We start from the raw sequence: 20704 nt of genomic DNA, 5'->3' as shown, positions 1-20704 counted from the left end.
CGCGGCGGTGTTGCCCACGGAAACAGACCTCACGAGGAGAGCCATGTCCGAGAAGACCCCTGTCGACTTCTGGTTCGACCCGCTGTGCCCCTGGGCCTGGATGACCTCGCGCTGGGTGCTGGAAGTGGAGAAGATCCGCGACATCGAGGTCCGCTGGCACGTGATGAGCCTCGCCGTCCTCAACGAGCCGAAGCTGGACGAGCTTCCCGAGCAGTACCGCGAGCTGCTCACCACCAAGGCGTGGGCCCCGGTCCGTGTGGTCACCGCGGCCTGGCAGAAGCACGGGGACGACGTCCTCGGCCCGCTCTACACCGCGCTCGGCACCCGCTTCCACAACCAGGGCGAGGAAGCGACCCGCGAGGCGATCGCGGCGGCGCTCGCCGACGTGGGCCTGCCCGCGGACCTGATCGACTACGCCGACCAGGAGGCTTTCGAGTTCGACGCCGAGCTGCGCGCCTCCCACAAGGAGGGCATCGACAAGGTCGGGCAGGACGTCGGCACGCCGGTGATCGCGGTTCCGGGCGCGGACGGCGAGCAGATCGCCTTCTTCGGCCCGGTGGTCACCCCGGCGCCCAAGGGCGAGGACGCGGGCAAGCTCTGGGACGGCACCCTGATGGTCGCCTCGATCCCGGGCTTCTACGAGATCAAGCGCACGCGCACGGCGGGCCCGGACTTCAGCAACCTGTAGGGCTCTTCCCGGCGCGGGTTCAGAAGCCCTCGGGCAGGTTGCCGCCCACCTGCCAGTTGTCCTTGCGCTGGACGCGGCGGCAGTTCTTCGTGGTGCACCGGTGGTACGCCTGCGGGCGGAACTTCTCGTCCCGCTCGCCGGGGTATGTGCTCACCACGGCCCTGGTGGCCTCCGCCTCCGCCTTGTTCAGGTCCTTGAAGCGGCGCAGGGGGCCCCGGCAGGTCGGGTTGGGGCATCGGGCGTCGGACAACATGGCTGCCTCCTCGGGCCGGGACTGAGAAGGTAGGCCGCCGGGCGCCGCCGCGCGAGAGCGGAACCGGGCGCGCCGGGAAACGGAACGGAAGGCCCCCGTGAGTCACGTCCTCACGGGGGCCTCCCTGTGCGCCTGCCGCGTGCCGGGTGAGAAGACGATCACGAGGCAGGTGTCATCGGGGTCAGGGCGCGAGCAGCAGCACGTCCGTACGGTCCCGCGCGGCCGCGTGACGCCGGGCCACGTCCTGCCAGTCCACCACCTGCCACATCGCCTCGACGAAGTCGGCCTTCTGGTTCCGGTACTGGAGGTAGAACGCGTGCTCCCACGCGTCGAAGACCAGGATCGGCGTCGAGCCCTGGCCGACGTTGCCCTGGTGGTCGTAGACCTGCTCGACGATCAGCCGGCCGCTGAGCGGTTCGTAGGCGAGGACGCCCCAGCCCGAGCCCTGGGTGGTCGCCGCGGCCTTCGACAGCTGGGCCTTGAAGGCACGGAACGAGCCGAAGGACTCGGCGATCGCGTCGGCGAGCTCGCCCACGCCGTCCGCGGCCAGCGGTTCGCCGCCGCCGTCGCCGCTCATGTTGTGCCAGTAGACCGAGTGCAGGATGTGCCCGGACAGGTGGAACGCCAGGCTCTTCTCCAGGCCGTTCAGCGCCGCCCACCGCTCCTTGTCGCGTGCCTCCGCGAGCTGCTCCAACGTGTCGTTGGCCCCCTTCACGTACGCCGCGTGGTGCTTGTCGTGGTGCAGCTCGACGATCTCCGGGCTGATCACGGGAGCGAGCGCGGCGTAGTCGTACGGCAGCTCGGGAAGTGTGTAGACGGCCATGCCTGGGGTCCCCTCCGCTTTCCTTATTGCAATCTACTTGCAACTGCACGCTAGCAGCAAGAGGGTGCCGATGCGTGCCCGGACATGCGAGGGCCCCCGCACGGAGCGTCCGTGCGGGGGCCTGTGGAGCGGGGGTCAGGCGCGGGCGCGCGTCCGCTGCCAGAGGTAGCCGACCGCCGCCAGGAACACCGTCATCCCGCCCGTCGAGTACAACTGCACCCGGGTGTCCGGCTGCCGGGCCATCAACACGAAGATCGCGGCCATCCCCGCCAGCGCCAGCCAGGTCAGGAACGGGAACGCCCACATCCGCACCGTCAGCCGCTCCGGCGCCTCCCGCTCCAGGGTGCGCCGCAGCCGCAGCTGCGAGACCGCGATGAAGATCCAGACGACCAGGATCACCGCGCCGATCATGTTCAGCAGCCAGGGGAAGACGTCGTCGGGCCGCCAGTAGCTGAGCAGCACGCAGCCGAAGCCGAACACGCAGGAGGCGAGCACCGCGACCCGCGGCACCCCGCCCGAGACCCGGCCGAGCGGCTTCGGCCCCTGCCCCCGCTCGACGAGCGAGTACGCGATGCGCGAGGCGCCGTAGACGTTGGCGTTCATCGCCGAGAGCAGGGCCGCCAGGACGACCACGTCCATCAGCCGCGCGGCGCCCGGAATCCCGAGGTGGTCGAGGGCGGCGACGTAGGGGCCCCGCTCCAGGACCTCCGCGGAGTCCCACGGGACCAGCGTCACGACGACCGCCATCGAGCCGACGTAGAACAGCGCGATCCGCCACATCGCCGTGCGAACGGCCCGCGCGACCCCCTGGACCGGGTCCTCGGACTCGGCGGCGGCGATGGTCACCGTCTCCAGGCCGCCGTACGCGAAGACGGACGCGAGCAGGCCGACGACCAGCCCCTCGCCGCCCTTGGGCAGGAGCCCGCCCTCGCCGGTGAGGTTCGCGGTGCCGGGGGAGTCGGTGCCCGGCAGCAGCCCGGCGATCGCAAGGACGCCCAGCACCAGGAACAGGGTGATCGCGCCCACCTTCAGCGCGGCGAACCAGAACTCGAACTCGCCGAAGTTCTTCACGGCGGCCAGGTTGGCCGCGCAGAACACCGCCACGAACAAGGCCACCCAGGCCCACTCGGGCGTGCCGGGCAGCCAGTCGGCGACGATCCCGGCGGCGGCGATGCCCTCCAGCCCGACGGCCGTGCACAGCAGCACCCAGAACGACCAGCCGGAGGCGAAGCCCGCCCAGGGGCCGATGGCGCGTTCGGCGTGCGCGGAGAAGGAACCGGACGAGGGGTGGGCGGCCGACATCTCGCCCAGCATGCGCATCACCAGCATGACGAGCAGGCCGGAGAGGGCGTACGCGACGACGATCGACGGGCCGGCGGCGGCGATGCCCGCACCCGACCCGACGAACAGGCCCGCGCCGATCACCCCGCCGAGGGCGATCATCGACAGATGGCGCTGCTTGAGTCCGTGCGAGAGCGGCGGGGCCGGGTCGGCGGTGGCGTCGTCCGGTCGGTCGACGCCGGTGTCGGGAGCGGTCCGAGACATGCGCGTGGGGGGTCCGTTACGTGAGGCGGGCAAAAACGCCCACATTCTGGGCGGTCCGTCCGTCCGTCCGGGGAGACCGCCCACCATGCGGACGCCTCCACCACGGAACGTGCCGCCCCGGTCACCGGTGGGCGACCTGGGGCAGCACGGCGCCCCGCGCGTCCCGGGGGAAGGGGCTCAGGCGGCGAGCGGCGTGTAGTGCGAGGCGTCGCCCGTGATCGAGTAGCTCTCCTTGCCCTCGACCCCGACCGGCACGTCACCGGCGACGGTCACCCGGTGCAGCCGGCGCGGCAGACCGTCGTAGTTGTCGACGGCGTAGTGCTGGGTGATCCGGTTGTCGAACAGCACGAGCTGGTCCGGCGACCAGCGCCACCGCAGGATGTTCTCCGGCCGCGTCACGTACGACTGGAGCAGCTCCAGCAGCTTGCGGGACTCCGCCACCGACAGTCCGACGATCCGCTGCGCGAAGCCCCCGATGAACAGGCCCCGTTCACCGGTCAGCGGGTGCACCCGGACCACCGGGTGGGCGGTGCGGTACTCGATGGACGTGAACTGGGCGCGCTGCGCGGCCCGTTCCTCGTCGATGTCCTCCGCGGGCACGGCGTAGTCGTAGTCGTTGGTGTGCTCCGCCCACAGGGTGTCGGCCAGCTGCCGCAGCGGCTGGGGCAGGTCGCGGTAGGCGCCGGCGGAGTCGGCGATCAGCGTCTCCCCGCCGTACGGCGGCACGGTGATGCTGCGCAGGGTGCTGGCCTGCGGGGGGTTGAGGACGAAGGTGACGTCGGTGTGCCAGTGGTTGGCGCGGCCGTTCTCGCTGTCGACGGGGAGCACGTTCGGGGCGCCGTCGACGGCGGGCACCGTGGGGTGCGCGGTGGTGAGGTCACCGAAGTGGCGGGCGAAGGCCTGCTGTCCGGCGTTGTCCAGGCCGACGCCGTCGAACACCAGCGCCTTGTGGCGGTTGAGGGCCTCGCGCAGGGTCGCGACGGTCTCCTCGTCGAGGGGGCGGCCGATGTCGACGCCGGACACCTGGGCGCCGATGCGGGCGGTGACCTTGCGGATCTCGATCTCGGGCATGTGCGGCGGTCCTTTCGGCGGATGACTCACGGGGGCTGGCTGCGGGCGGCGGCTCCGGGCGGGAGCGCGGGGCCCGCGGTCCGGACCGGGCGTGACCGGCGGTTCGTCCGGGTCGGCCCGGTCCTCGGGGACGGCTCAGTGGGCGGCGAGGGCCGGGGTGGCGTACTGGTTGGCGGGCCGCGGCAGCCCGTAGCGCTCGCGCAGGGTCCGGCGGGGGCCGTACTCGGTGCGCAGCAGGCCGCGGGCGCGCAGGAGCGGCACCACGTGGTCGACGAACAGTTCGAGGCCGGACGGCAGTACGGCGGGCATGATGTTGAAGCCGTCGGCCGCCCCGAGCCGGAACCAGTCCTCGATGGCGTCGGCCACCTGTTCCGGGGTGCCGGCGAACGTCAGATGGCCGCGTCCGCCGCCGAGCCGCCCGATGAGTTGCCGGACGGTGAGCCGCTCGCGCCGGGCGAGTTCCACCACGAGCGTGTAGCGGCTCTTGGCACCCTCGATGGCGCTCTCCGGCGGGAGGTCGGCGGGCAGTCGCGCGTCGAGTTCGAGCGTGCCGGGCTCCACGCGCAGCAGGTGCGCGAGCCGGTCCAGGCCGTGCTCGTACACGATGTGGTCCTCCAGGACCGCCTCGTGCCGGCGGGCCTCGGCCTCGGTGGACCCGATGACCGGGACGATCCCGGGCAGGATCTTGATGTGGTCGGGGTCCCGCCCGGCCCGCTCCGTACGGGACTTGAGGTCGGCGTAGAACGCCTGCGCGTCGCCCAGGGTCTGCTGGGCGGTGAAGACCGCCTCCGCGTACCGCGCGGCGAACCGCCTGCCGTTCTCGGAGGAGCCCGCCTGGACGAGCAGCGGGTAACCCTGCGGCGAGCGCGGCACGTTGAGCGCGCCCTCGACGTCGAAGTACGTCCCCCGGTGCCGCGGCGGGTGGATCTTGCGCTCGTCGCCCCAGACCCCGGCCGCCTTGTCCGCGACGACCAGGTCGTCCTCCCAGCTGTCCCAGAGCTTGAGCGCCACGTCCAGGAACTCGGCGGCGCGCTCGTAGCGGGTGGCGTGGGCCGGCTGGTCGTCGAGCCCGAAGTTGCGCGCGGCCTCGGCGCCGGCGGTGGTCACGATGTTCCAGCCCGCGCGCCCGCCGCTGAGGTGGTCCAGGGAGGCGAGTCTGCGGGCCAGGTTGTAGGGCGAGTTGTACGAGGTCGACGCGGTGGCGATCAGGCCGATGTGCTCGGTGGCGGTGGCCAGGGCGGTGAGCAGCGTGATCGGTTCCAGGGCGCCCGACGGACGCTGGCCGACGCTGTTGAAGAGCACCGGGCCGTCGGCGAGGAAGAGGGAGTCGAAGGTGCCGCGCTCCGCGATGCGGGCGAGGTCGCGGTAGTGCCCGAGGTCGACGCTCGCGTGCGGGTCGCTCTCGGGCAGCCGCCAGGAGGCCTCGTGGTGCCCGGTGTTCATCAGGAACGCGTTCAGGTGCAGTCTGCGCCGGGTCACGGGGTGGTCTCCTGCTCTCGTACGGGGTCCGTGTGGACCTCGGGCTGCCGGTCGTGCCTCTCGCGCGGTTCCGTGTCCGCGTGGTGCCCGGTCACGCCGAGCGCCTCCAGGAGCCGCTCGCGGTACTCGCCGAGTAGCGGATCGCGGTACGAGCGCGGGTGCGGGCGCTCGATGGCCAGGTCGACGCCGATGCGGCCCCGGTCGAGGACGAGGACCCGGTCGGCGAGCACGATCGCCTCGTCCACGTCGTGGGTGACGAGCAGGACGGAGGGCCGGTGCCGTTCCCACAGCTCCCGCAGCAGGGTGTGCATCCGGATCCGGGTGAGCGCGTCCAGGGCGCCGAACGGCTCGTCGGCCAGCAGGAGTTCGGGTTCCCTGACCAGGGAGCGGGCCAGCGCGGCGCGCTGGGCCTCACCGCCGGACAGCTCGTTGGGCCAGGCCCGCTCGCGCCCGGCGAGCCCCACCTCGGCGAGGGCGGCGCGTCCGCGCTCGGCGGCCTCCCTGCCGTCCGTGCCGAGCAGCACGTTGTCGAGCACCCGCCGCCAGGGCAGCAGCCGGGAGTCCTGGAAGACCACCGACACCCGCTCGGGCGCGGTCAGTTCACCGCTCCCGCTGACGTCGTGGTCGAGTCCGGCGATGGCCCGCAGCAGGGTGCTCTTGCCGGAGCCGCTGTGCCCGAGCAGTGCCGTGAACTGGCCGGGCGGCAGGTCGAGGTCGATGCCGTCGAGGACCGTGCGCTCCTCGAAGGAGCGGGTCAGGCCCCGCAGCCGCACGGCCGGCCGGGTCAGTTGCTCAGTGTGCGTCGCCATGACAGCACCCTCCGTTCGACGAGGCGCACCGCGGTGTCGGAGACGAGACCGAAGACGCCGTAGATGAGCAGGCCGACGAGGATCACGTCCGTCTGGCCGTAGTTCTGGGCCTGGAACATCAGATAGCCGAGGCCGCTGGTGGCGTTGATCTGCTCCAGCACCACGAGCGACAACCAGGAGCCGGTCACCCCGAGCCGCAGCCCGGCGAAGAACCCGGGCAGCGCGCCCGGGACGACGATCTGCCGGATGAACCGGACCCTCGACAGGCCCTGCACCTCGGCCAGTTCGACGAAGCGGTGGTCGATGCCGGAGAGCGCGGCGTGCAGGTTCAGGTAGATCGGGATGTAGACGACGATGGCGATGATCGCGATCTTGAAGGTCTCGCCGATGCCGAGCCACAGGATGAACAGCGGGATCAGTCCGAGCGTCGGGATCGCCCGGTTGAGCTGCACGGTCCCGTCGATCAGCGCCTCGCCGACCCGGCTCAGCCCGGCCGCCAGTGCCAGCGTCACCCCGGCGGTCAGCCCGAGGGCGAACCCGTAGGCGGCGCGGCGCAGCGAGGTCAGTACGTCGGTCGGGAGCGTGCCGTCGGTCCACAGGTGACCGGCGGTGCGCAGCACCGTCCAGGGGGCCGGGATCGCGCCGGGGTCCAGCTGTCCCGCGGCGGAGGCGAGGGCCCACAGCGCGGCGAACAGCGCGGGGCCGATGAGCCGGGATGCCGGCAGCCGCCGGCCGGGGGCCAGCCCGCGGCGCCGGGTGCGGTGCTTCCTCCGGCCGGGTGTCCCGGCGGGTGCGGCGGCGGGGGAGACGGCGGCGGGCGCCGGTGCGGTGGTGGTCACGGCGGTCACCTCCGGTACTCGGCCGGGACGGCCTTGGCGGCGATGTCCTCGAAGCGGCGGTCGAAGAGGGAGCCGACCTTGAACGCCTTCACGAAGCCGCCCTCGGCCAGCAGGTCCGCCGTCTCCTGCTCCCAGGCCACCGCGCCGTCCCAGCTCGGCGGGAAGTACGGCTTGTTGGCCAGCTCGGTGATCGACCGCGCCTGGGCGAGGGTCAGGTTCTGCGTCTTGACGTAGAACTCCTCGTTCCACCGGTCGGGGTGCTCGTACGCCCAGACCTGGCCCTTCGCCCAGCGCGGGATGTACGCGGCCACGGCGGCGGCCTTCGCGGGGTCGGCCAGCACCGAGGTGGGCGCCCACAGCAGGTTGAGGAGGTCGACGACGTCGGTCTTGATGGTGTGCGCGCCCTTGGCCCGGTACTGCTTGAGGTAGGCCGGCGCCTGGCTGTTGGCGAGCGGGGCGATGTCGACCTGGCCGGCCTGGAGCGCGGTGAGGAACTGGTTGCTGGTCAGCGGCACCAGCTCCACCTCGTCGTACTTCAGCCCGGCCTTCTTCAGGGCGCGCAGCAGGACGACGCCCTGCGCCTGCCCCTGCGAGAACGCGAGCCGCCTGCCCTTGAAGTCCCGCACGTCCTGGATGTCGCTGCCGGGCTTGGTGGCGAAGAGGTAGTTCGGCTTGCGGGTGACGTTGATCGCGACGATCTTCGCGTCGAAGCCCTGGTAGTGCGCCTGGATGGGCGGGATGCCCGCGTTGTTGGCGAGGTCGAGGGACTTGGCGCGGAAGGCGTTGATGACGTCGGGGCCGGCGCCGATGTTGGGCCAGTCGGCGACCTCGAACGGCAGGTCGGACAGGCCCGCCAGCTTGAACTGCAGCTGCTGGACACCCTGGTAGGAGGCGATCTTCAGGCGGGTGCCGGCGGGGACGTCGGTCTTCAGCGGGGCGGACGTGGACCCCTTGGTGCCCGTGTCGGCCGCGCTGCTCCCGGCGCAGCCGCTGAGCCCGGCAGCTGCGGCTGCGCCGAGCAGTGAGGACAGGAACCGCCGTCGGTCGGCACCGGACGCGGACAGTGGTGGCATGGCAGGACTCCAGGAGTTCATGAGGCGGAGAGCGAGCGGGATTCCGGGCAGGGCGAAGCCCGGGGCGGAGGTCACGCACGGGGAGAGGGCACACGCCCGGGGCGCGGCCGGGAACGGTCGCGGGACGTGCGGAGCGGAGGAGGCGTGCCGCAAGGACGCCGGAGCGTCTCCGTACGGCAGGCAATCGACGGGAATTGACGGGACGTCAGGGCGTCAACGCGTCAGCAACAAAGGGTGCGTCCGACCCGCATCAGGTCGATGACCCGGCACCTGGTGAGCGGGACCCGCCGCACCGGTGACAGCGCGCCGCCGGCGCTCCGGTCGCGGCCCTGCCGCAACCGGAACACCGGGGAGAAGTCCTGCGCGCTGCTCATGAAAGGGATGTTCCTGGCCACGCCCGACGCCTGTCAACATTCCGAGTTTCTGAATTAAGTCGCCCCCGGTGAGGCGCCCAACGGGTCCCGGTAGAGCACGTCGAGCGCCACCGCTCCGCCCGCCACGGCCAGCACCGAGTCCGGGAAACCGGTCGGCACGACCGCCGCCGCCCGCTCGGCGCCCACCTCCTCGCGCAGCGCGGCCAGGCAGTCCTCCCGGTGGATGACGCCGATCTCGGTGACCACGACGGTGTCCGGGTTGAGGACGTCGAGCAGCAGCGCCGCCGCCCGGCCGACCAGCCGGGCCCGCTCCACCAGCAGCCGCGCGGCGACCGGGTCACCGGCGGCCGCGGCGGCGACCACCCGCATCGGGTCGTCCGTGCCGCCGACGCCCTCCGCACGCGCCCGCGCGCACAGCGTCCGCTCGCTCAACTCGGCCTGGAGGCAGCCGGTCCGCCCGCACGCGCACCGCTCGGTACCGCCCGCCAGCGGCAGGTGCGCTATCGCCCCGGCCTGCGAACGGGGGCCGTGGTGCACCTCGTCGTTGGTGGCGAAGGCGGCGTCCACCACGTTGCCGACGAACAGGTGCAGCACGCTCCGGCTGCCCCGCGCCCGCCCGAACAGCCGCTCGGCGTTCACCAGCGCCCGCGCGTGCCCGTCCACATGGACCGGCAGCCCGGTGCGCGCCCCGACCGCCTCGCGCACGGCCACGTCACGCCAGCCGAGGAGCGGATGCTCCACGATGGTCCCCGAGTCCCGGTCCACCCAGCCCCCGGTCGCCACCCCCACCCCGAGCGCCGTCGCCGCGGGGTGGCCGGCCAGCAGCGCGTCGAGGCCGTCGGCGGCGTTCGCCAGCAGCCGCTCCGGTGCGGTGCCCTCGTGGTCCAGCCGCCGCTCGGCGACCACCCGGCCGCGCAGGTCGAGCAGCGCGACCGTGGTGTACGGCACCGCCACGTGCACCCCGCCCACCACGAAACGGGAGTCGTCCAGGTCGACGGGTACGTGCGGGCGTCCGACGCCGTTCGAGCGCCGGGGAGCGGACGCCTCCCGGATCAGGCCGAGCTCGGCGAACCGGGCGCAGTAGTCGGTCACCGACGCCGGGGAGAGCCCGGTCAGCCGGGCGATGGTGCTGCGGGCGACGGGTCCGTGCTCCAGCACGGACCGCAGGATCACGCTGGCGCTGGTCCTGCGCCGGTCGCTGTCGACGGCGCGGCGCACGGCCGCGGGCGCCGCCTGGCGGGGAGGGGTGAGCGTGAGGGAACGGGGCATGGCAAACGTCCTCGGAGGTCGGTCCGGCACTGCGCTCGACGTGTCGGCGAGCCGGATCCGCTCCGCCCGCCTCAGTCCGGACGACAGGTGGCCGTGCCCTGGCGCCGCAGGTCGACATAGCGACGTGAGGCGAAGTTCTCGGACTGGGCGACCATGGCTGGGAGCGTAGAGCCTGCGCCCCCTTTCCGGCCAGGCCCCCGTACCGGGGAACGGACCGGCGTCGGCGCGAAGGCCGTTTGGCGGGACCCTACAGTTCCCGCTCCGCCCCTGATCGTGGGCGAACCGACGCCACCGCAGTGACCAGCATCACGCCGCGGCGGGTGTACACGCCATCCTTTGTCGGAAGGGCACCAAGCGCGTGTTCCCCCCTTTGTCGAGCGCTGACGGTGATCGCCCCGACGGCGCTGGGATAGCGTCACGGTGTCCCGAATCGTGAGAAGCCGCCGGAGTCCCCATGAGTACCGCTGCCGTGACCACCCGCCCCCGCCAGGTCCTCGCCGACCTGCTGCCCGCCTCCCGCGTCCGGGACGTGGCGCTCGTGGCCGGCGGTGCCGCGCTCACCGGGCTCGCCGCCCAGATCGCCCTGCCCGTGCCGGGCTCCCCGGTGCCGGTGACCGGCCAGACCTTCGCGGCCCTGCTCGTGGGCACCGCGCTCGGCGCCGGCCGCGGCCTCTTCTCCCTCGCCCTGTACGCCCTCCTCGGCCTGGCCGGCGTCCCGTGGTTCGCGGGCGGCACCTCGGGCGTCAGCGTGTCGTTCGGCTACATCCTCGGCATGCTCCTCGCCGCCACCGTCGTGGGCGCCCTCGCCCGCCGCGGCGCCGACCGTTCGGTCCCGCGCATGGCGGGCGCGATGCTCCTCGGCGAGGCGATCATCTACGCGATCGGCGTCCCGTACCTCGCCTTGGCCGCCGACATGTCGCTCACCGCGGCGGTCGCGGCGGGCCTCACCCCGTTCCTGATCGGCGACGCCCTGAAGGCGGCCCTGGCGATGGGCGTCCTGCCCACCGCCTGGAAGTTCCTCGACCGCTGATCCCTCACACCCCGCCGAAGAGGCTCGCCGGGTCGTGGCGCGACGCCAGCCCGGCGAGCCTCTCGCGCGTTCCGGGGCCGTACAGCCCCCTGCGCCGGTCGCCCGCGCCGAACGCGAAGTTGACGGCCCGTCCGATGGTCCACGGCTCAAGGAGCGCGAGAGCCGGGTCCAGCCGGGCCCGCGCCCGGTCCCGGCCGGCCGTCGCCAGCACCCGGACCAGGAAGCGCCCCTCGCGGTGCGGCACCGAGTTCGGCGCCGACCGGGCCAGCGCTCCGCCCAGCTGGTTGATCTGCACGACGGTCATCGGGGACGCCCCCGCGCCGGTCAGTGACAGCAGTCCGGCCGCCGCGTCGACGTCCAGCTCGCTCAGCACCGCGTTGTCGCCGTAGTAGGTGTGCGGGAAGTCGGGGTCGCCGTGGATGGTGTGGCTCTCGGCGTACGGCAGCTCGCGCAGCGAGTCCGCGAGCACCGGACCGAGTTCCCGCAGCGGGGCGACCAGCCGCTCGCCCTCGGCTGCCGGGCCCGTGTACGCGACGCGCACGGAGACGACCCGGCGTCCGCGCAGGACCGGCGGCAGCGCCGGCACGTCCGGATACGGCACGACGGCGAACGACGACGTCAGCCGGTCGGGGACGGTCCGCGTCCAGCGCTCGTACGCCCGCAGCACGGCCACCGGGTCGACGCGCCGCCCGTCGAAGGCGAGCGAGCCGCCGTACAGCCGGGCCACCGGGACGAGGGCCGTCTCCAGCGCGGTGACGACACCGAAGGCGTGCCCCGCGCCTAGCAGCGCCCAGTACAGGTCGGGGTCGGAAGCCCGGGTCACCCGGCGCAGCCGCCCGTCCGCGGTGACCACGTCGAGCGACCGGACGTGGTCGGCCGCGTACCCGAACTCCCGGGCGAGGACGCCGAGTCCGCCGCCCAGGGTGTATCCGACGGCGCCCACGCCCGGGGACGAGCCGTTCAGCGGGGCGAGCCCGGACGGCGCGGCCGCGGCGACCACGTCGCCCCACCGGACGCCGGCCTCGACGCGCACGGTGCGCGCCCCGGCGTCGACGGTCACGGCGTCCATGCGCCGCGTGCTGATCAGTACGCCGCCCGCGGCGCCGCCCGGCACCCCGTGCCCGGTGGCCTGGACGCCGACCCTCAGGCCCGCCGCCGCGGCCTGACGCACCGCCGCGACCACGTCGTCGGCACAGGTCACGGCGTGGACCACGGCGGGGCGCCGGGTGAAACCGGTCTGGAATCCGGCGAGTTCCTCCTCGTAGCCCGCGTCGCCGGGCCGCAGGACCCGCTTGCCGGGGTTGCTCTCCACAGTGCTCATGGACGCAGGGTGGACGCACAACCTGACAGGTGCCGTCAGCTTTTCGTGGACGCCGGGCGGGCCGCGTACGGCACCCGGCCCGCCGGCGCGCGGGGACGGTCCCCGGCTCAGTCGCTCACCCGCTCAGCACGGCCGCGGTCGGCGGCGGCCCGTCCACCACAGGCCCGCCGCACCCGCCGCGAGGAGCGCCGCACCCGCCGCGCCGAGCGGCAGGACGTCGTCCCCGGCACCGGTCCTCGGCAGCTCGTCGCCGCCGGGGGCCGCCGGTTGGTTGTCGGTGCCGAGGAGCAGCGGGGTGGCGGGCGCGTTCGGCGACGGGTTGGTCGTGCCGAACGGGACCGGTCCCTGCTGCCAGAACGTCTTCTTTCCCGCGGCGTCCTGGACCGGCAGGCAGATTTTCCCGGTCTTTCCCAGATCGAACGTCGCATCGACGTCGTACGACTTCGACGCGTCGGCCGCGAGCTTTCCCACGGCGCAACTGAAACCGCTGTTCGACCCTTCGGGAAGATCCTTCGCGGCAATGGCGGTGCAGCCTTCGACGTTCTTGACGCGCAGGCCGTCGAAACCGACCACCAAAAGCCGGATGCTGTCGCTTTCCTTGCTTCCCCCGTTCTTCACCGTGGCGGTAATCGACGCTTTCTCCGAACTGTTGTCGACCGAGATCCTCTCCGGCAGCTCCGTGGTCAGCCGTACGCCCGCCGGTGCCTTGTCGACCGCCTTTCCCCCCTTGCTGCTCTCCGGTCCCGTGTCGTCAGCGACGGCGGTGAAGGAAAGGATCATCACGGCCGAGAAAGATGCCGTGAGCAGCGATCCCGCGATGGTCGTCGTGTGACGAGAACTCATGTTCGTCCCCCTTGGCTGCGCCTGAATTCGCAGTACTTGAAGAGGTACCACAAGATTTCTCCGCACTATGCTGGTACGGCCTGAAGTGTGACCATTGTGTTTCTGCTGTTGCGGACGTTCGCGGCGGGTGCGGAGGGGGTGCAGGGGGTTGCCGGGAAATGCGTACGGCGGTGTTCCGGGATTATTGGTGACGGGCCGATATCGGCTGGTCGAAAGCATCGGCCAGGGGGGAATGGGGCGGGTGTGGCGGGCGTCCGACGACATGCTCGACCGGCCGGTGGCCGTCAAGGAGATGCGGATCGACGGACTCGACCAGGAGGACACCCGCACCCGCCGCGAACGCACGCTGCGCGAGGCGAGGGCCACGGCCCGGATAGACCATCCCAATGTCGTCCGCATCTACGACGTGGTGGACGAGGGCGAGCGGCTCTGGATCGTCATGGAGCTGGTCGACGGCCGCTCCCTCGAACAGATCGTGGCGGCCGACGGGCCGCTCACGGTGCGCGAGGCGGCGCGGCTCGGGCTCGGCCTGGTCGCGGCACTGCGCCAGGTGCACGCCGGGGGAGTCCTGCACCGGGACATCAAGCCGGGCAACGTCCTGGTCGAGCGGCGCGGCCACCGGATCGTCCTCACCGACTTCGGTATCGCCGCGATGCAGGACGCCAAGGCACTGACCATGGTCGGGATGCTCGTCGGTTCCCCCGACTACATGGCACCGGAGCGGGTGTCGGGGCAGCCGCAGGGCCCGCCGTCCGACGTGTGGTCCCTGGGCGCGACGCTGTGCGCGGCCCTTGGCGGACGCTCCCCGTTCTCCCGCTCGACGACGCTGGCGACACTGCACGCCGTGCTGTACGAGGAGCCCGAACTGCCCTCCTCCGCAGGGGAGTTGCGGGACGTCCTGGCCGCCCTTCTGGAGAAGGAACCGTCCGTCCGCCCCGGTCTGGCGGAACTGGAGGAGGCTCTGGCCCCGCTCGCGTTCCCGGTGCGGACGCCGGGGCCGGCCGAGACGGTGCCTGATCCCGGGACGGTGCCCGGTCCCGGGCCGGCGCCTGGCTCCGCGACGATGCCCGCACCCGGGAGCGGCCCCGGTACCGGGACCGGCGGCGAACCCGGATCCGGCCCCGGGCGAGGGAGCGGGAGCAGGGCGGGACCCGGACCTGACCCGAGGCCCGGGAGCGACCCCGACCCCAGGCTCGGCACCGCCACCAGGACCGACACGGAGACGGGACCCGCACCCGCGACGGACCCGGCCCCCGGTCCCTGGACGCATCCCGACCCGGCCCCCGGTCCCCCGGGGCATCCGGCCCCGAAGCCCGGGACGGACCCGACCTCCCGTCCCGGAACCGACCCGCTCCCGGAGCCCCGGAGCCATCCCGGCCCCGGCCTCGCCCGGACCTCACAGCCCGACCATGGGGACCCGCACCCCGCCCCCGAAAAGCGCGGCACCGGGAAGTCCCAGCCCGCAGCATCGACACCGGGACCGGCACAGGATCCGGCGGAAACCTTCCCGCCCCCGGTCCGCCCCGAATCGCCGACGCGCGCCCTGATGCGGCCGGCCCCCGTCCAGGACGCGGTCCCGGCGGCACCCACCCCGACCGTCGTCCCCGTACCGGTACCCGACCGGCCCGCGCACCCCGAGCCCACCGCCCCGCCCACCGAACCGGCGCGCACCCCCGCGCAAGCCGCACCGGAAGAAGCGCCCGCGTCCGCGTCCGCCCCCGTTCAAGCCCCGCCGGAGGAGCCGACCGCCCCCGCACCGACCCCACCGGAGAAGGTGAGCGCCTCCGCGGAAGCCCCGCCGGAGGCCGTGAACGCCTCCACCGGAGGGCTCGCCGAGGCGCCGACGGAGGTCCGCCCGACGCCGGGGACACCCGCGCCCCGCCCGGCACCGCCGGGTGAACTCCCGGGCCCCGCCCAGCCGTCCGCCTCCCGGACGGGCCGTCGCCGTACGGTGCTCGCCGGTGCCGCCGCGGTCGTCGCGGGTGCCGTCACCGCCCTCGTGCTGACGGCCACGAACGGCCCGTTCGGCGGCCACGGCCACGGCGCCCTGCCACGGTCGTCGGTGTCGTCCGTCACCGCCGACACCGGCACCGGCACCGGCGGCACCGCGTCCGCCAGGCCCACCGTCGAGGGCACCTCGCGCCCGCCCAGTCTGCCGCCGGGGGCGCACCGGGAGGCCGGCGGCTTCGCGTGGGTGACGCCCGAGGGCTGGCGCCGGGATCTGAAGACGGGCGCCGAGGTGCACTACACCTCGCCGGACGGCGCGCAGGAACTCGTCGCCAAGTCCGCCCTCGCCCGGGGCGACCTGATGAAGACCTGGCGGACCTCGGAGCAGAACGCCCACCAGGGGCAGGACTACCGGAAGGTCCGCCTGGAGAGGACGACGTTCCGCGGCCGGCCCGCGGTGGTGTGGGAGTACACGTTCACGATGAAGGGCGTGCACTGGCACGCGCGCCTGCTGGGCTTCGACGCCGACGGGAAGTCGTACCAGATCAACACCTGGTACCAGCCCGACGACGAGAGCCGGGCGCTGCGGACCTACGAGAAGGTCAAGGACAGCTTCACGATCCTGTGACGGCACCCGGTCCGCGCCCGGCGCCAACACCCGCACAGGCACCGGCGTCGGCACGTCACACGCACCGGGCCCCGGCGGCAACACCCGCACCCGGCACCGGCGTCGGCACGGCACCCGCACCGGGCCCTGGCGTCGGCATGTCACTCGCACCGCACCGGCGTCCGCAAGGCACCCTCGCCCGGCACCGGCGTCGGCAAGACACGGCCCGGCACCCGCGAGGGCGACTCCGCACGGTAGACGGACGGGGCCCCGCGGCAAGCGCCGCGGGGCCCCGTCGTCACACCTCTCGCCGCTCGGCGTCAGGCGCCGGCCTCGCCGGATGCCTCGTCCTGCGGACGGGCGGCCGCCACCGGGTGCGCGGCCCGGCCGGCACCCGTCTTCTGGCGGATCAGCGCGATCGTCAGGACCACGGCCGCGACGAGGAGCGACAGCAGCACGGTCTCGCGTCCGTCGTGCTCCGTGTCGGTCAGCATGTAGCCGAGCACGAAGACGATCAGCGCGGCGGTCGCCCAGGTGAGGTAGGGGTACAGCCACATCCGCACGACCAGCTTCTCGGGCGCCTCACGCTCGATGATCTTGCGCATGCGCAGCTGGGAGAAGCAGATCACCAGCCACACGAACAGGGCCACCGCACCGGAGGAGTTGACCAGGAAGAGGAAGACCGAGTCGGGGAACTTGTAGTTGAAGAAGACGGCGACGAAGCCGAACACGACCGAGACGACGATCGCGGTCATCGGCACACCGCGCGCCGTCGTCCGCGCGAACGCCTTGGGCGCGTCCCCGCGCTCACCGAGGGAGAACGCCATCCGGGAGGCCGTGTAGAGGCCCGAGTTGAGGCAGGACAGCACCGAGGTCAGCACGATGAAGTTCATGATCTGGCCGGCGTGCGCGATGCCGAGGGAGTTCAGGGCGGCGACGTACGAGCCGTCCTCGGCGATGGACTTGTCGTCCCACGGCAGCAGCGAGACCACGACGAGGATCGAGCCGAGGTAGAAGACGCCGATCCGCCAGATGATGCTGTTGGTGGACTTGGTGACCGCGCGCTGCGGGTCCTCCGACTCGCCGGCGGCCAGGGTGGCGATCTCGCTGCCCATGAAGGAGAAGACCACCAGCAGCACACCGGTGAGGATCGCGCCGGGCCCGTGCGGCAGGAAGCCGCCGTGCTCGGTCAGGTTGCCGAGGCCCGCCTTGTCCGCGTCGACGCCGGGGAGCACGCCGAAGACGGCCAGGCCGCCCACCACGATGAACGCGCCGATGGCGACGACCTTGATCCCGGCGAACCAGAACTCGAACTCGCCGTAACTGCCGACCGAGACAAGGTTGGTCGCGGTGAGCACCACCATCACGATGAGCGCCCAGCCCCACTGGGGTACGCCCGGCATCCAGCCTTCGAGGATCTTGGCCCCGGCGGTGGCCTCCACGGCCAGCACGACCACCCAGAAGAACCAGTACAGCCAGCCGATGGAGAACCCGGCCCAGCGGCCGAGCGCGCGGTCGGCGTGTGCCGAGAAGGAGCCCGAGGTGGGATTGGCGGCGGACATCTCGCCGAGCATGCGCATCACGAGCACCACGAGGGTGCCGACGAGGGCGTAGGACAGGAGGATGCCCGGGCCCGCGGTGGCGATTCCGGTGCTGGAGCCGACGAAGAGTCCGGCTCCGATGACACCGCCGATGGCGATCATCGACAGGTGGCGGTTCTTCAGTCCGGCCTGGAGTCCGCCACCGGGTTCTCCGGGGCTCTCCGGGCCGTTTCCGGCCTTCGACAGGGTCGGCTGCGAGGTCATGGGACGAATTCCTTTGTGCCGAGCGTGCAGATTTCCCGTACGAGCGGTGTACGGCTCCTCATACGAGCGGTGTACGAGTCGGTCCAGTGAAACGGAGGCCAGAGAATTCGTGAACCTTTGAATCCGGATCGTTACTTGAGGTTTTCCTGAGGTTATGCGATGCGGACCACACTTTTCCTCGGGTGGCACCCGGCGAGGCCGGACGGGGACAGCCGTGTCACACTCGGAGCATGCGCGTGTATCTCGGCTCCGACCATGCCGGTTTCGAACTCAAGAACCACCTCGTCGAGTGGCTCAAGGCCGCCGGTCACGAGCCCGTCGACTGCGGACCGCTCATCTACGACGCCCAGGACGACTACCCGCCGTTCTGCCTGCGCGCCGCCCGGCGCACGGCGGAGGACCCGGGCTCCCTCGGCATCGTGATCGGCGGCTCCGGCAACGGCGAGCAGATCGCGGCGAACAAGGTGGCCGGCGTCCGCGCCGCCCTCGCCTGGAGCGAGGAGACGGCCGCGCTGGGCCGCGAGCACAACGACGCCAACGTGATGTCGGTCGGCGCCCGCATGCACACGCGCGAAGAGGCCACGAAGTTCGTCGAGATCTTCCTCGGCACCCCGTTCTCCGGCGACGAGCGCCACATCCGCCGCATCGACATGCTCTCGTCCTACGAGACCACCGGCGACCTCCCCGAGATCCCCTCCCACCACCCGCAGCAGTAGTCCGCCCGGGAGCGCCGGACGGAGCCCGAACCGGCCCGTCCGGCGTCCGACGGCGAGCGCGACGGCGCGACCCGGCGGCTCGGGGCGCGGCCCCCGGTCACGGGACGGGCAAGGGCGGAGGGGGAGACCCGGCCGTCCTCCAAGAACGTACGACGGGGGAGGACCCGTGCCCGAGGGGCACACGATTCACCGGCTGGCCGAGGACTACGCGGCCGCCTTCCGGGGCCGCCGCGTCCGCGTCACCAGTCCCCAGGGCAAGTTCGCGGACGCCGCCGCCCTGCTCGACGGCACCGTCCTGGAGTCCGCCGACGCGCACGGCAAGCACCTCTTCCTCGGCTTCCGGGCGTCCGAGTGGATCCACATCCACCTCGGCCTCTTCGGCAAGGTCGCCTTCGGCCCCGCCCCGGCCCCGCCGCCCACGGACACCGTCCGCCTGCGCCTCGCCGACGACACCTCCTACGTCGACCTGCGCGGCCCGACGACCTGCGCCCTGATCACCGACGCCGGGAAGCAGGCCGTGCACGACCGTCTCGGCCCCGACCCGCTGCGGCCCGACGCCGACCCGGCGCAGGCGTACCGGCGCGTCTCCCGCAGCCGTACGACCGTCGCCGCCCTGCTCATGGACCAGAAGGTCGTCGCCGGCGTCGGCAACGTCTACCGCGCCGAGGTCCTCTTCCGGCACGGCATCGACCCCTACCGGGCCGGCAAGGACATCACGCCCGCCGAGTGGGACGCGATCTGGGACGACCTGGTCGCCCTGATGCGCGAGGGCGTCCGCCACAACCGCATCGACACCGTCCGCCCGGAGCACACCCCCGAGGCCATGGGCCGCCCGCCGCGCGTCGACGACCACGGCGGCGAGGTCTACGTGTACCGCAGGGGCGGGCTGCCCTGCCACGTCTGTGGCGGCGAGATCCGCACCGCCCCTCTCGCCGCCCGCAACCTCTTCTGGTGCCCGGCCTGCCAGACCCGCTGACCGTCAGAAGCCGTGCGGCAGCCACGGCGCGACCGGCGAGGTGAACCCGGCGGACGCCTCGGCCAGCGCGCCCTGGCGCAGCTCCCGCACCAGCCCCGCCCCGGCGAGGGCGGCCAGCGACACCCCGCCCAGGTACGCCGACCCCAACTCCCGCACGGTCAGGGCGAGATCGGCCGCATCCCGGGTCGGCGCGCAGGACGCGCCCTTCGTGTCACCGGTGAGCCGCCAACGCCCCGCGTTCCAGGGGCAGAAGGCGTCCTCCACCTCGAACACCACGTCCACCGGGGCCTGGTAGGTCCGGGCCTCCAGCGCGGCACCGACGTCCACGAGCCGCACGTGCATCGAGTCCCTGGTACGCATGCTGCACCGCCGCACGTCCGACACCAGGTACTGCCAGCCGTCGTCCACCGGACGGCCCTTGGTGCGCAGCGTGGACGTCAGGTCGATGCCGAAGAGGAACCGCCACAGGGCGGCCCGCGCCACCGGGTCGAGCCCCTCCAGGTCCTCCAGGACGACCATCCCGCTGTGCCCGGACATCGTCCACTCCGGCTTCACCCGGAAACGCGTGTAGCCGACGACCTCGCCGTCCCGCTCGGCGACCACGCACTGCAGCGGGGAGGCGCCCTGCCGCTCGCCCTCGGGGTCGAGCAGCGGGACCCGCTCCCAGCCCGGCCGGCGGGCCAGCATGCCCGGACGCAGCGGCACCTGCGCCGCGTACACGGCCTCGCAGGCGTCGAGCACGTCGGCCGGACGCGCGTACCGCAGGCGTACGTCGTCGGTGCCGGGCGGCACCGACAGCCGCACCCGGTCCGTGTCGATCTCCGCGTTCAGGTTCATGGTGCCGGTGCCGTAGCCGAACCGGCCGTAGATCGCCGGCTCCGAGGCGGTCAGGACGGCCACCGGCTCGCCCCAGGAGCGCACGTCGTCCAGCTGCCGGCGCATCATCGACGTCAGCACCCCGCGCCGCCGGTGGGTGGCGGCCACGCTCACCATCGTGACGCCCGCGGCGGGCACGCAGGAGCCGCCGGGGACCGACAGGCGGAAGGTGAACGCGCCCGCGGTGCCCACGCACGCGTCGCCGTCCCAGACACCGAGGGAGCGGTCGTATTCGGTGAGCGCGTTCCACAACTCGCGCTCCTCGGACGACTCGTCCACCCCGCCGAAGGCGCGAAGGAGATTCCCGTACCAGGCGTCCCATTCGTTCTTCCGCAGCACCCGCACGTCAGTGGTCATGAG

The 20704-nt window shown here is 72.8% G+C and carries 19 protein-coding genes; 5 read left to right on the top strand and 14 right to left on the bottom strand.

Features of this window, described 5'->3' with window-relative positions:
* Window positions 1–43 precede the first annotated feature (43 nt).
* Window positions 44–688: a DsbA family protein gene (locus ACFYQQ_RS06935; protein WP_355791294.1), complete on the top strand. Its 645-nt coding sequence runs from the start codon at window positions 44–46 to the stop codon at window positions 686–688.
* A gap of 19 nt (window positions 689–707) precedes the next feature.
* On the opposite strand, the gene ACFYQQ_RS06930 is transcribed toward ACFYQQ_RS06935, so the two are convergent.
* The 10 genes from ACFYQQ_RS06930 to ACFYQQ_RS06885 form a co-directional block, all read right to left on the bottom strand.
* The gene (locus tag ACFYQQ_RS06930; protein WP_355791297.1) at window positions 708–941 is read right to left on the bottom strand and encodes a hypothetical protein; all 234 of its coding nucleotides are present in this window, start codon (window positions 939–941) and stop codon (window positions 708–710) included.
* 181 nt (window positions 942–1122) lie between these two features.
* A complete protein-coding gene (locus ACFYQQ_RS06925) occupies window positions 1123–1764 on the bottom strand; it encodes a superoxide dismutase (RefSeq protein WP_356237689.1) in 642 nt (213 codons plus the stop codon).
* 135 nt (window positions 1765–1899) lie between these two features.
* A complete protein-coding gene (locus tag ACFYQQ_RS06920) occupies window positions 1900–3309 on the bottom strand; it encodes an amino acid permease (protein ID WP_355793685.1) in 1410 nt (469 codons plus the stop codon).
* A gap of 177 nt (window positions 3310–3486) precedes the next feature.
* A complete protein-coding gene (locus ACFYQQ_RS06915) occupies window positions 3487–4380 on the bottom strand; it encodes a TauD/TfdA family dioxygenase (protein WP_355793683.1) in 894 nt (297 codons plus the stop codon).
* 135 nt (window positions 4381–4515) lie between these two features.
* Complete coding sequence (locus tag ACFYQQ_RS06910) at window positions 4516–5859, bottom strand: LLM class flavin-dependent oxidoreductase (protein WP_356165031.1); 1344 nt, start codon at window positions 5857–5859, stop codon at window positions 4516–4518.
* Window positions 5856–6668: an ABC transporter ATP-binding protein gene (locus ACFYQQ_RS06905; protein WP_355793865.1), complete on the bottom strand. Its 813-nt coding sequence runs from the start codon at window positions 6666–6668 to the stop codon at window positions 5856–5858. Before ACFYQQ_RS06905 ends, ACFYQQ_RS06910 begins: the two co-directional genes overlap by 4 nt.
* Window positions 6644–7516, bottom strand: coding sequence for an ABC transporter permease (locus tag ACFYQQ_RS06900; protein ID WP_388903778.1), 873 nt, complete (start codon window positions 7514–7516; stop codon window positions 6644–6646). The genes ACFYQQ_RS06905 and ACFYQQ_RS06900 overlap by 25 nt, the downstream gene beginning before the upstream one ends.
* A complete protein-coding gene (locus ACFYQQ_RS06895) occupies window positions 7513–8580 on the bottom strand; it encodes an ABC transporter substrate-binding protein (RefSeq protein WP_355794536.1) in 1068 nt (355 codons plus the stop codon). The genes ACFYQQ_RS06900 and ACFYQQ_RS06895 overlap by 4 nt, the downstream gene beginning before the upstream one ends.
* Window positions 8581–8801: 221 nt before the next feature.
* On the bottom strand, window positions 8802–8954 hold the full coding sequence (locus ACFYQQ_RS06890) for a hypothetical protein (RefSeq protein WP_355794538.1): 153 nt from the start codon (window positions 8952–8954) through the stop codon (window positions 8802–8804).
* Between the two features lie 54 nt (window positions 8955–9008).
* Window positions 9009–10223, bottom strand: a complete 1215-nt coding sequence (locus tag ACFYQQ_RS06885; protein WP_356165038.1) for an ROK family protein — start codon at window positions 10221–10223, stop codon at window positions 9009–9011.
* 454 nt (window positions 10224–10677) lie between these two features.
* On the opposite strand from ACFYQQ_RS06885, the gene ACFYQQ_RS06880 reads away from it, so the two are divergent.
* On the top strand, window positions 10678–11253 hold the full coding sequence (locus tag ACFYQQ_RS06880) for a biotin transporter BioY (RefSeq protein WP_388903775.1): 576 nt from the start codon (window positions 10678–10680) through the stop codon (window positions 11251–11253).
* Window positions 11254–11257: 4 nt separating this feature from the next.
* On the opposite strand, the gene ACFYQQ_RS06875 is transcribed toward ACFYQQ_RS06880, so the two are convergent.
* Both ACFYQQ_RS06875 and ACFYQQ_RS06870 read right to left on the bottom strand, forming a co-directional pair.
* Window positions 11258–12574, bottom strand: coding sequence for an FAD-binding oxidoreductase (locus ACFYQQ_RS06875; RefSeq protein ID WP_388903773.1), 1317 nt, complete (start codon window positions 12572–12574; stop codon window positions 11258–11260).
* 123 nt (window positions 12575–12697) lie between these two features.
* Window positions 12698–13417 carry an LPXTG cell wall anchor domain-containing protein gene (locus ACFYQQ_RS06870; RefSeq protein WP_356165047.1) on the bottom strand — a complete coding sequence of 240 codons (720 nt, stop codon included), beginning with the start codon at window positions 13415–13417 and terminating at the stop codon, window positions 12698–12700.
* A gap of 187 nt (window positions 13418–13604) precedes the next feature.
* Here ACFYQQ_RS06870 and ACFYQQ_RS06865 point away from each other — a divergent pair, with 187 nt between their 5' ends.
* On the top strand, window positions 13605–15992 hold the full coding sequence (locus ACFYQQ_RS06865; protein WP_388903771.1) for a protein kinase: 2388 nt from the start codon (window positions 13605–13607) through the stop codon (window positions 15990–15992).
* A gap of 299 nt (window positions 15993–16291) precedes the next feature.
* Here ACFYQQ_RS06865 and ACFYQQ_RS06860 read toward each other — a convergent pair whose 3' ends face one another.
* Window positions 16292–17776, bottom strand: coding sequence for an amino acid permease (locus tag ACFYQQ_RS06860; RefSeq protein ID WP_355789150.1), 1485 nt, complete (start codon window positions 17774–17776; stop codon window positions 16292–16294).
* A gap of 230 nt (window positions 17777–18006) precedes the next feature.
* Between ACFYQQ_RS06860 and ACFYQQ_RS06855 the strand changes: the two genes are divergently transcribed.
* Window positions 18007–18492 (top strand): ribose-5-phosphate isomerase, encoded by a 486-nt coding sequence (locus ACFYQQ_RS06855; RefSeq protein ID WP_355789153.1) that lies wholly within the window; start codon window positions 18007–18009, stop codon window positions 18490–18492.
* 166 nt (window positions 18493–18658) lie between these two features.
* A complete protein-coding gene (locus ACFYQQ_RS06850; protein WP_355789156.1) occupies window positions 18659–19468 on the top strand; it encodes a DNA-formamidopyrimidine glycosylase family protein in 810 nt (269 codons plus the stop codon).
* Between the two features lie 3 nt (window positions 19469–19471).
* On the opposite strand, the gene ACFYQQ_RS06845 is transcribed toward ACFYQQ_RS06850, so the two are convergent.
* A complete protein-coding gene (locus tag ACFYQQ_RS06845) occupies window positions 19472–20701 on the bottom strand; it encodes a GNAT family N-acetyltransferase (protein WP_355789159.1) in 1230 nt (409 codons plus the stop codon).
* Between the last annotated feature and the right edge of the window lie 3 nt (window positions 20702–20704).

The sequence above is a fragment of the Streptomyces sp. NPDC005496 genome, from assembly GCF_042872045.1.
Classification (GTDB): Bacteria; Actinomycetota; Actinomycetes; order Streptomycetales; family Streptomycetaceae; genus Streptomyces.
Note: the sequence above shows the minus strand (reverse complement) of the source record. Positions and strands in the feature narration are given on the sequence as shown.

What these genes read in the sequence shown, in the direction of transcription:
- ACFYQQ_RS06870 (WP_356165047.1), bottom strand. Translation starts at nt 13,417, where the DNA reads ATGAGTTCTCGTCACACGACGACCATCGCGGGATCGCTGCTCACGGCA.
- ACFYQQ_RS06880 (WP_388903775.1), top strand. Translation starts at nt 10,678, where the DNA reads ATGAGTACCGCTGCCGTGACCACCCGCCCCCGCCAGGTCCTCGCCGAC.
- ACFYQQ_RS06895 (WP_355794536.1), bottom strand. Translation starts at nt 8,580, where the DNA reads ATGCCACCACTGTCCGCGTCCGGTGCCGACCGACGGCGGTTCCTGTCC.
- ACFYQQ_RS06925 (WP_356237689.1), bottom strand. Translation starts at nt 1,764, where the DNA reads ATGGCCGTCTACACACTTCCCGAGCTGCCGTACGACTACGCCGCGCTC.
- ACFYQQ_RS06855 (WP_355789153.1), top strand. Translation starts at nt 18,007, where the DNA reads ATGCGCGTGTATCTCGGCTCCGACCATGCCGGTTTCGAACTCAAGAAC.
- ACFYQQ_RS06860 (WP_355789150.1), bottom strand. Translation starts at nt 17,776, where the DNA reads ATGACCTCGCAGCCGACCCTGTCGAAGGCCGGAAACGGCCCGGAGAGC.
- ACFYQQ_RS06905 (WP_355793865.1), bottom strand. Translation starts at nt 6,668, where the DNA reads ATGGCGACGCACACTGAGCAACTGACCCGGCCGGCCGTGCGGCTGCGG.
- ACFYQQ_RS06920 (WP_355793685.1), bottom strand. Translation starts at nt 3,309, where the DNA reads ATGTCTCGGACCGCTCCCGACACCGGCGTCGACCGACCGGACGACGCC.
- ACFYQQ_RS06935 (WP_355791294.1), top strand. Translation starts at nt 44, where the DNA reads ATGTCCGAGAAGACCCCTGTCGACTTCTGGTTCGACCCGCTGTGCCCC.
- ACFYQQ_RS06930 (WP_355791297.1), bottom strand. Translation starts at nt 941, where the DNA reads ATGTTGTCCGACGCCCGATGCCCCAACCCGACCTGCCGGGGCCCCCTG.
- ACFYQQ_RS06915 (WP_355793683.1), bottom strand. Translation starts at nt 4,380, where the DNA reads ATGCCCGAGATCGAGATCCGCAAGGTCACCGCCCGCATCGGCGCCCAG.
- ACFYQQ_RS06845 (WP_355789159.1), bottom strand. Translation starts at nt 20,701, where the DNA reads ATGACCACTGACGTGCGGGTGCTGCGGAAGAACGAATGGGACGCCTGG.
- ACFYQQ_RS06890 (WP_355794538.1), bottom strand. Translation starts at nt 8,954, where the DNA reads ATGAGCAGCGCGCAGGACTTCTCCCCGGTGTTCCGGTTGCGGCAGGGC.
- ACFYQQ_RS06875 (WP_388903773.1), bottom strand. Translation starts at nt 12,574, where the DNA reads ATGAGCACTGTGGAGAGCAACCCCGGCAAGCGGGTCCTGCGGCCCGGC.
- ACFYQQ_RS06885 (WP_356165038.1), bottom strand. Translation starts at nt 10,223, where the DNA reads ATGCCCCGTTCCCTCACGCTCACCCCTCCCCGCCAGGCGGCGCCCGCG.